3 protein-coding genes are annotated in these 7441 nt (G+C 67.7%); 1 reads left to right on the top strand and 2 read right to left on the bottom strand.

Features of this window, described 5'->3' with window-relative positions; translation table 11 throughout:
• Window positions 1-103: IS3 family transposase (locus tag AC5P9N_RS17795; RefSeq protein ID WP_495223871.1), on the top strand; the 103-nt coding region annotated here is incomplete at its 5' end.
• A gap of 157 nt (window positions 104-260) precedes the next feature.
• Here the strand turns inward: AC5P9N_RS17795 and AC5P9N_RS17790 are convergent.
• Together AC5P9N_RS17790 and AC5P9N_RS17785 are read right to left on the bottom strand one after the other, a co-directional pair.
• Complete coding sequence (locus AC5P9N_RS17790; RefSeq protein ID WP_164212711.1) at window positions 261-3788, bottom strand: hybrid sensor histidine kinase/response regulator; 3528 nt, start codon at window positions 3786-3788, stop codon at window positions 261-263.
• Between the two features lie 94 nt (window positions 3789-3882).
• Window positions 3883-7425, bottom strand: a complete 3543-nt coding sequence (locus tag AC5P9N_RS17785) for a sensor histidine kinase (protein WP_049442109.1) — start codon at window positions 7423-7425, stop codon at window positions 3883-3885.
• Window positions 7426-7441: the final 16 nt, after the last annotated feature.

The following is a 7441-nucleotide window of genomic DNA, read 5'->3' as shown; positions in this document are numbered from 1 at the left end:
GCTGGTGGAATACATCCAGTACTACAACCAGGAGCGCATCAAACTGAAACTGAAAGGTCTGAGCCCGGTAGAGTACCGGGAGCGGGCCCAATCGGCCGCCTGACCCCGTCCAAGTCTCGGGGGTCACTTCATGGACGGGTTTACGGCGTGTCCTGCAAGCCCACACCGCCCCACCACCCACGGAATGCCTGCTTTTGCCGTTGCTGTTGCCTTGGCTTGAAGCCTCTGCAGGTGCAGGGCTGCAAGCCCTGCAATAAACCCTACCTGCCCATGACCCTGGCGATCGCTTCCACCAGCAGCTCACCGGTTACCGGCTTGCGCAGGAAATCACCGATGCCGGCCGCTTCCACCTGCTGCTGAAGGTCCGGATCGGTCCGTGCCGTCACGGCGAGCAGTGGCAGCATGTAGCCCTGGTTGCGCAGGTGCTGGGCCAGCTCGAAGCCGCTCAGGCCCGGCAGGTCCAGATCCAGCAGACCGACGTCGAAATCCCCTGCGCTGATCTCGCGCAGTGCCGCCAGCGCATGGCCCGCATGCACCACTTCATGGCCGCGCGCACTCAACAGCCCGCGCACCACATCAGCCACGGTTGCATCATCCTCGACCAGCAGCACGCGCAATGGCGGCATGTTGGCCGCATCCTCGCGGTGCACTTCGCCCTCGGACTCTGCATTGGCATCGACCACCAGCGGCAACGGCAGGGTCACGCCAAAACACGTGCCGCGGCCGAGCTGGCTCTCGACCTGGATACGCCCCTGCATCGCCTGCGCCAGTTCGCGGCAGATCGCCAGGCCCAGGCCGCTGCCGCCGTACTGCGCCGCGGTGCGGGCGCCATCGGCCTGCTCGAAGCGGCGGAACAGGCGCTGCTGCTGTTCCTGGCTGATGCCCGGCCCGGTGTCGCGCACTTCGAAATGCAACGCGCGCAGCTCGCCGTCGCTGCGCGCATGCAGGGTGATGGTTCCACGGCTGGTGAACTTGACCGCGTTGGAGAGCAGGTTGAGCAGGATCTGCCTTACCCGCATCGCATCGCCGGTCGCCTGCAGGCCCGGCGGCAACTGGTTGTCGAGGGTGAAGCGCAGACCCTTCTGCGCTGCCAGAGGTCCCATCAGCGCGGCCAGGTCCTGCAGCAGGCAGCTCAGCGCGAACGGCTTGGACTGCAGTTCCAGCCGTCCGGATTCGATCCGTGCCAGGTCCAGTGCATCGTTGACCAGGTGAAGCAGGTGTTCGCCGGCGTGCCGGATCGACTGCGTGTAGCCGCGCTGCTGCGGGTCCAGCGGCGAGGCCAGCAGCAGTTCGCTCATGCCGAGCACACCGGTCATCGGCGTGCGGATTTCGTGGCCGAGATTGGCCAGGAAGCGGGTCTTGGCCGCCGAGGCCTGTTCGGCCAGTTCCTGTTTATGCAGTGCCAGCTGATAGGCATGGCGCCGCTGCAGGCGACGGCGATACAACCAGGCAAACCAACTGGTCAGCAGAAGCGCGATCGAGGCCAGCACCAGCAGCCCGGACAGGCTGCGCCACCACGGTGGCTGTACACGGAATTCCAGGCTCTGCACCCGCGACCAGACATGGTCGGCCGAGCGCGCCTGTACCTCCAGGCGGTAGCTGCCCGGCGGCAGGCGCGAGAACAGGCGCTCACCGGCCGGCCCCACTTCCACCCAATCGGGGTCGTAGCCGGCCAGGCGGTAGCGGTAGCTGTTGGAGGCCGAATCGGCGAACGACAACAGTCGCGCGACGATGCGCAGGTCACGGTCACCATCGGCGATCTGCAAGGGCGTGTCATGGGTCAGGTCGAGTACCTGCTCGTTGCGGCGAACTTCGACCCGTTCGATCACCAACGGCGCCCGCCGCACCGACGGCCGCACCTGTTCCGGGTCGAACACCACCACGCCGGCCGGGGTACCGGCCACCAGATGGCCATCGCCGGACATCGTCAACGTGTGCTCGCGGAACTCCTGGCTGGGCAGGCCGTCGTGGACGCCGTACAGGCGCACGCTCTGCCCGTCGGCGCCAACCCGGACCAGGCCGCGCGCACTGGTGGCCCAGGCCACCCCCTGTGCGTCGACCACCAGCCCGGAAGCGGAGATCGCCGGGTAGCCCTGCTCCGCGCCGACCACGGCCTGCCGTTCAAGCCGGCCCTGGCTCCAGCGGTAGCGCGACAGGCGGCCATCCTCCGACAGCCAGACCTGGCCATCGCGGCCCACGTGCAACGCATGGATCGCGGTCGCCGGCGCGCCCGGCACCGGCTGGAAGCGCTCGCTTTCCGGCAGCCACTGCAGCAGGCCACGGCTACTGGCCAGCCAGATGTGGTCCTGCGGCCCGCATTCCACATCCAGGTTGAGCTGGCCCTGCTGCAGGCCGCGCTGGCCGTTTTCCAGCTGGCGGCGCAGGCGACCGTCGAGGTCACGCTGCTGCAGGCCTGCAGGCAACATCAACCATAGACTGTCGCCGTCACAGGTCATCATCGACTCGATGACCCCTTCCATGGTCGCGTCGGCCCCGGCATCACGGCCCCAGCGACGTAGCTCACGTCGCTTCGGGTCATAGCGCAGCAACGCATCGGTCGAGCCGATCCAGACCTGGCCACGGCGATCCTCGCGTACCGAGGACAACCAGTACATGCCATTGACCCAGGTGCGGTGCTGCTCGATCTTGCCCGTCCTGGGATCGAACCGGTCCAGCGCACCGTGGCTGCCGACCGTCCAGATGCCGCCATTGCTGGAAGGGCTGGTGCCGAGCACGAAGGTATTGCGCAGAGAACCGGTGTCGTCCTCCAATCGCGACAGCACCGAGAACTGCCACCAGCGCGGCAGCAGATGCCACAGGCCGGCATTGGTACTGGCCAACCAGATGCCGCCTTCGCGGTCCTCGTAGGCGCCCGTCCAGTTCGGCCGCACCGGCCCGCGCGCAACGGCGCTGTACAGCGGAACGGTCTGGTACTGCCCATCCACGGCCCGACCAAGCCCGGTACGGGTATCCAACCAATGCCCGCCCTGTTCATCGCGCAGCATCATGCCGAGCACCTGCTCGCCCAGCGGCAGTTTCCAGGGCGGCGATTCAAAACGCCCGTCGGGGCGACGCACCGTGGCGCCGGCCATCGTACTGATCCACAGGCTGCCATCGGGTTCGCTGGTCAACCCATTGATCAGCAGGCTGGGAATGACGTCGGTGCCGACCCGCTCGAAGTCGGTGCCGGTCCAGCGCGCCACGCCATGCTTGGTGCCGACCCACAGGCTGCCATCGGCCAGCGTAGCCAGGTACGGCACCGAGGCGGCAGGCAGGCTGCGGGGATTGTTGGCCTCGGGCAGGAAACGCTGCAGGCGGTCCTGGCTGTCCAGCCGGTACAGCCCACCTTCGTGGGTGCCGAACCAGATCGCACCGTCCGGCGTGGTCGCCAGGCTCCAGACCGTGTTGGTCCCCATCAAAGGCTGGCTGCTGCGGTCGTAGAAATGCAGCTGGCGGCGGTCGGCCGACATCCGTACCAGGCCCGCGTTCTCGGTCCCGATCCAGAGCTGGTTGCGCGCATCGACCAGGACCGTCCAGATGCGGTTGTCGCGCAGGCCATCCTCAGAACGCCAGATCCGGTAGTTGCGCCCGTCGTAACGGGCCAGGCCGTCGTTGGTGGCGATCCACAGGTAGCCATAGCGGTCTTCGGCCATGCGGTTGACGGTATTGGACGGCAGGCCGTCGAATACCGTCACCTGGCGCGGGCTCGGTGGCACCGGCTGCGCGGCAGCGGGTGACAGGCCGCACAGGAGGATCAGCAGCAGCATTGCCGCCCGCAGATACACCACCGATTGCCTCCTCACGCTGCCTGATGATTCCCGCGCCGCGGGCGTCGGCATGGTAAACCGAAAGTCGCGCCGTTCACGCCCGGCGTCGACGTTTTCAAGTTGTGGTCTGTCGTTTGGCGCGAGCCTGGATGATCGCTGCCACCAGCATGTCGCCGGTCACCGGCTTGCGCAGGAAACCATCGAAACCGGCAGCGAGCACCTGCGATTCGGCATACGCATCGGAGCGGGCGGTCACCGCCACCAGTGGCAGTTCGTAGCCCAGGGTGCGCAGCTGGCGGGCGATCGCAGTGCCGTCCAGCGCAGGCAGGTCGAGATCGAGCAGGCCGACATCGAAGCCGTCGGTAGCGATCTCCGACAAAGCCCCCAGGCCATGCAGCACATGCACCACCTCATGGCCGCGGCTGCGCAGCAGGCCGGCGATGACCTCGGCCACGGTGGCATCGTCCTCCACCAGCAGGATGCGCAGTGGCGGCAGCATCGGCAGTGCCGGCGCTTCGCCCGTGGCGGCTGCCTGCCGGGTCCAGGGCAGCGGCAACCGCACCCGGAAACGCGCGCCCTTGCCTGGCTGGCTGTCCACTTCAATGCGCCCGCCCATCGCCACGGCCAGCTCCTGGCAGATCGCCAGGCCCAGCCCGCTTCCACCATAGCGCGAGGCCGTGCGCGGCCCCTCCGCCTGTTCGAATCGGTGGAACAGCCGCTCCTGCTGCTCGGCATTGATACCCGGACCACTGTCGTGCACTTCGAAGCAGAGACCGCCGCCGTTCTCTTCCAGGTACACGGCCAGGCCGACATGACCGCGCTCGGTGAACTTGATGGCATTGCCCAGCAGGTTGAGCAGGATCTGCCGCACGCGCATCTCGTCGCCACTGACGCTGATCGGGCCGGGCGGATCGTCGCCACGCTGGAAATCCAGCTTGCGCTGTTTCGCCATGGGCTGCATCAGCGCCTGCACCTGGTCGAGCAGGCCGGCCAGGTCGAACGGACGCAGATCCAGCTCCAGTCGACCGGCTTCGATGCGCGCGAGGTCCAGCGCATCGTTGACCAACCGCAGCAGATGGCTGCCGGCCTGCTGGATGGAGCCGGCATAGCTGCGCTGCACCGGGTCCAGCGGTGTGGCCAGCAGCAACTCGCTCATGCCAAGCACGCCGGTCATCGGCGTGCGGACTTCATGCCCCAGCGTGGCCAGGAACCGGCTCTTGGCCTGCGAGGCCTGTTCGGCCAGCTCCTGCTTGTGCACGGTCAGCTGCCATTGCTGGCGACGGCGCAGGCGCGCACGGATCGACCAGACCAGGACGAGCAGCAGCAGCGAACCGATCAGGATGTAGCCGAAGATCGCCATGCCGCTGCGCCACCAGGGTGGCAGCACCTTCACCTGCAGCTGCTGCGAAGGCGTCCATGCACCATTGGCGGTGGCCGCCTGCACTTCGATGACGTAGCTGCCCGTCGGCAGTCGCGACAGCGTGCGCTGGCCGTCGCCGCCCTGCTCCACCCAGTTCTGGTCATACCCGCGTACCCGGAAGCGGTAGCGGTTGCCCTGGGGATTGGCATACGACAACAACCGTGCATCGATCTGCAGGTCGCGATCATCCGGTCCCAGCAGCAGGGTGCCGGTGTTCGGCAGCGGCTGCCAGCCGCGTGCATCGTCGCGGCGCACGCGCACCTCGGCAATCACCAGCGACGACCCGGGCAGCACCACGTCGTCGGCATTCACGTCGAATGCAACCAGGCCGGTCTGGGCGACGGCCAGAACGCGACCATCAGCATTCACCGCTGGCGGCCGGCTGGTGAACTCGGCATCGGACAGGCCATCGCGTTCATTGAACAACTGCAGGCGTCGTGCTTTCGGGTCCCAGCGCAGCAGGCCGCGCGGCGTGGTCGCCCACACCCGGCCATTGTCGGCCAATGCCAGACCCCCCATGCTGACCGGCGGCACACCGGCGCTTCCATCAATGCGCTGGATCAGGCGCAGGCTCATGCCATCCCACTGGTAGCGCTCCAGCGCGCCCTGGCGGGCCAGCCACAACTGCTGCGGATCCACCCACACCAGGTCGTAGATCAGCCCGCGCGAGACCCCCGGCACCGCTTCGAAGCGACCGGCCTGCTCACGCCAGATGCCCATATCGCCCATCACCCATGCCTTGCCATGGGCATCGAAGCGGATCTGCTCGATGGGTGAGTCGGCCGCCTTGCGGAAATCGTCGAGAGGATAGCTGCGCAGCACCCGGCCCTCCGCACTGCGCTGCTGCAGGCCCAGGTTCATCACCGAAAGCCAGACCGTGCCATCGGGTGCCTGCCGCATCAAGTCGATGCGCTGGCGCAGATCGGCGCCTCCACCGATGTGCCAGTCGTGCAGCGCGCGGGTGGCCGGGTCATACACGCTGATGCGGCCGGCACGCCCCAGCCACAGGCGCCCGTCCGACCGCGGCAGTACCGACCACACCGCACCGCTGCCGATCTCGCGGTCGCTGGCCAGCAGGCGCAACGTGCCATGCGCGTCCAGCTGATACACGCCGTGCGCCGAACCCACGTAGTAGTTCTGGCCATCACTGGCCGCGCCCAGCAGGTACTGGCTGTCCAGCGGCTTGCCATCGAGCTGGTTCCAGATCGAGAAGCGGCGCCAGTCCGGCGGGAGGTAGGCCAGTCCCTGGGTCAGCAGGGCGACCCACAATCCGCCCTCATGGTCCTGCAGCAGATCGAGCACACCGCTCTGTGCAGTGAGGAACCCACTGCCGCGGTCGCCGTCGAGTCGCCATAGCGCACTTGCGTCGCCACGCAGCAGGCCATCGGACGTGCCCGCCCAGTACCCGCCCTGTCGATCGGCCAGCACCAGCGCCGAGCGCAGGCCGGCGCTGTCGCTCCAGCGCGGACGACTGACCCGGTCCTGCGCATCGATGCGGTACAGGCCATCGTTCTGGCTGCCGACCCAGATCGAGCCATCCGGATCGCGGCTCATCCGCAGCACGCTCAATGCGCCCAGCGCGTGCGGTGCCACGGGCTCGAAGTCACGGCCATTCCAGCGTGCGACGCCGGCCTCGGTACCGATCCACAGGCGCCCCCGCGCATCGACCAGACTGCTGTAGATGGTGTTGCTGGGCAGGCCGTCGGCACGGGCCGGGTCGTGCTTGAAGAAGCGCAGACTGCCGTCCTCCCCGAACCGGCAGATACCCTGGCTGCTGGTGCCGATCCACAACGCATCCCCGGCGTAGGCCAGCGTCCAGAACTGGCCCAGGCACGGACCATTGACCGCATCGAAGGTCTTGAACCGCTCGCGGTCGGCATCCAGGCGGGCCACGCCCTTGCCATTGATGCCCACCCACACACGGTCCAGCGGATCGACCAGCAGGGTCTCGATCTCGTTGCCGGGCAACGAACCGGGCTGTTCCGGGTCATGTTCCCAGACCCGCAGCGAGCTGCCGTCGTAGCGCACCAGACCGCCATCGGTTGCGGCCCAGACATGGCCCTGGCGGTCCTCGGCCAGCGCCAGCACCATGCGCGAAGGCATGCCTTCGGCGGCACCGAAGCGCCGCAGGCGTGGTGTTTCTGCCATGTCCAGGGCTGCAGCCGCCGTGGCAGACGCCAACAGCAGCAGCCCCGTTGCCGCGATGCCCAGGCACCACAGGCGCCAGCTGCTCGTCATCCTGAACCCCCTGTCC

This window comes from Stenotrophomonas sp. YJH_SMC_6, assembly GCF_059371335.1.
The sequence above is the reverse complement of the archived record's forward strand: the minus strand, read 5'-3'. Positions and strand labels throughout refer to the sequence as shown.

What these genes read in the sequence shown, in the direction of transcription:
- AC5P9N_RS17785 (WP_049442109.1), bottom strand. Translation starts at nt 7,425, where the DNA reads ATGACGAGCAGCTGGCGCCTGTGGTGCCTGGGCATCGCGGCAACGGGG.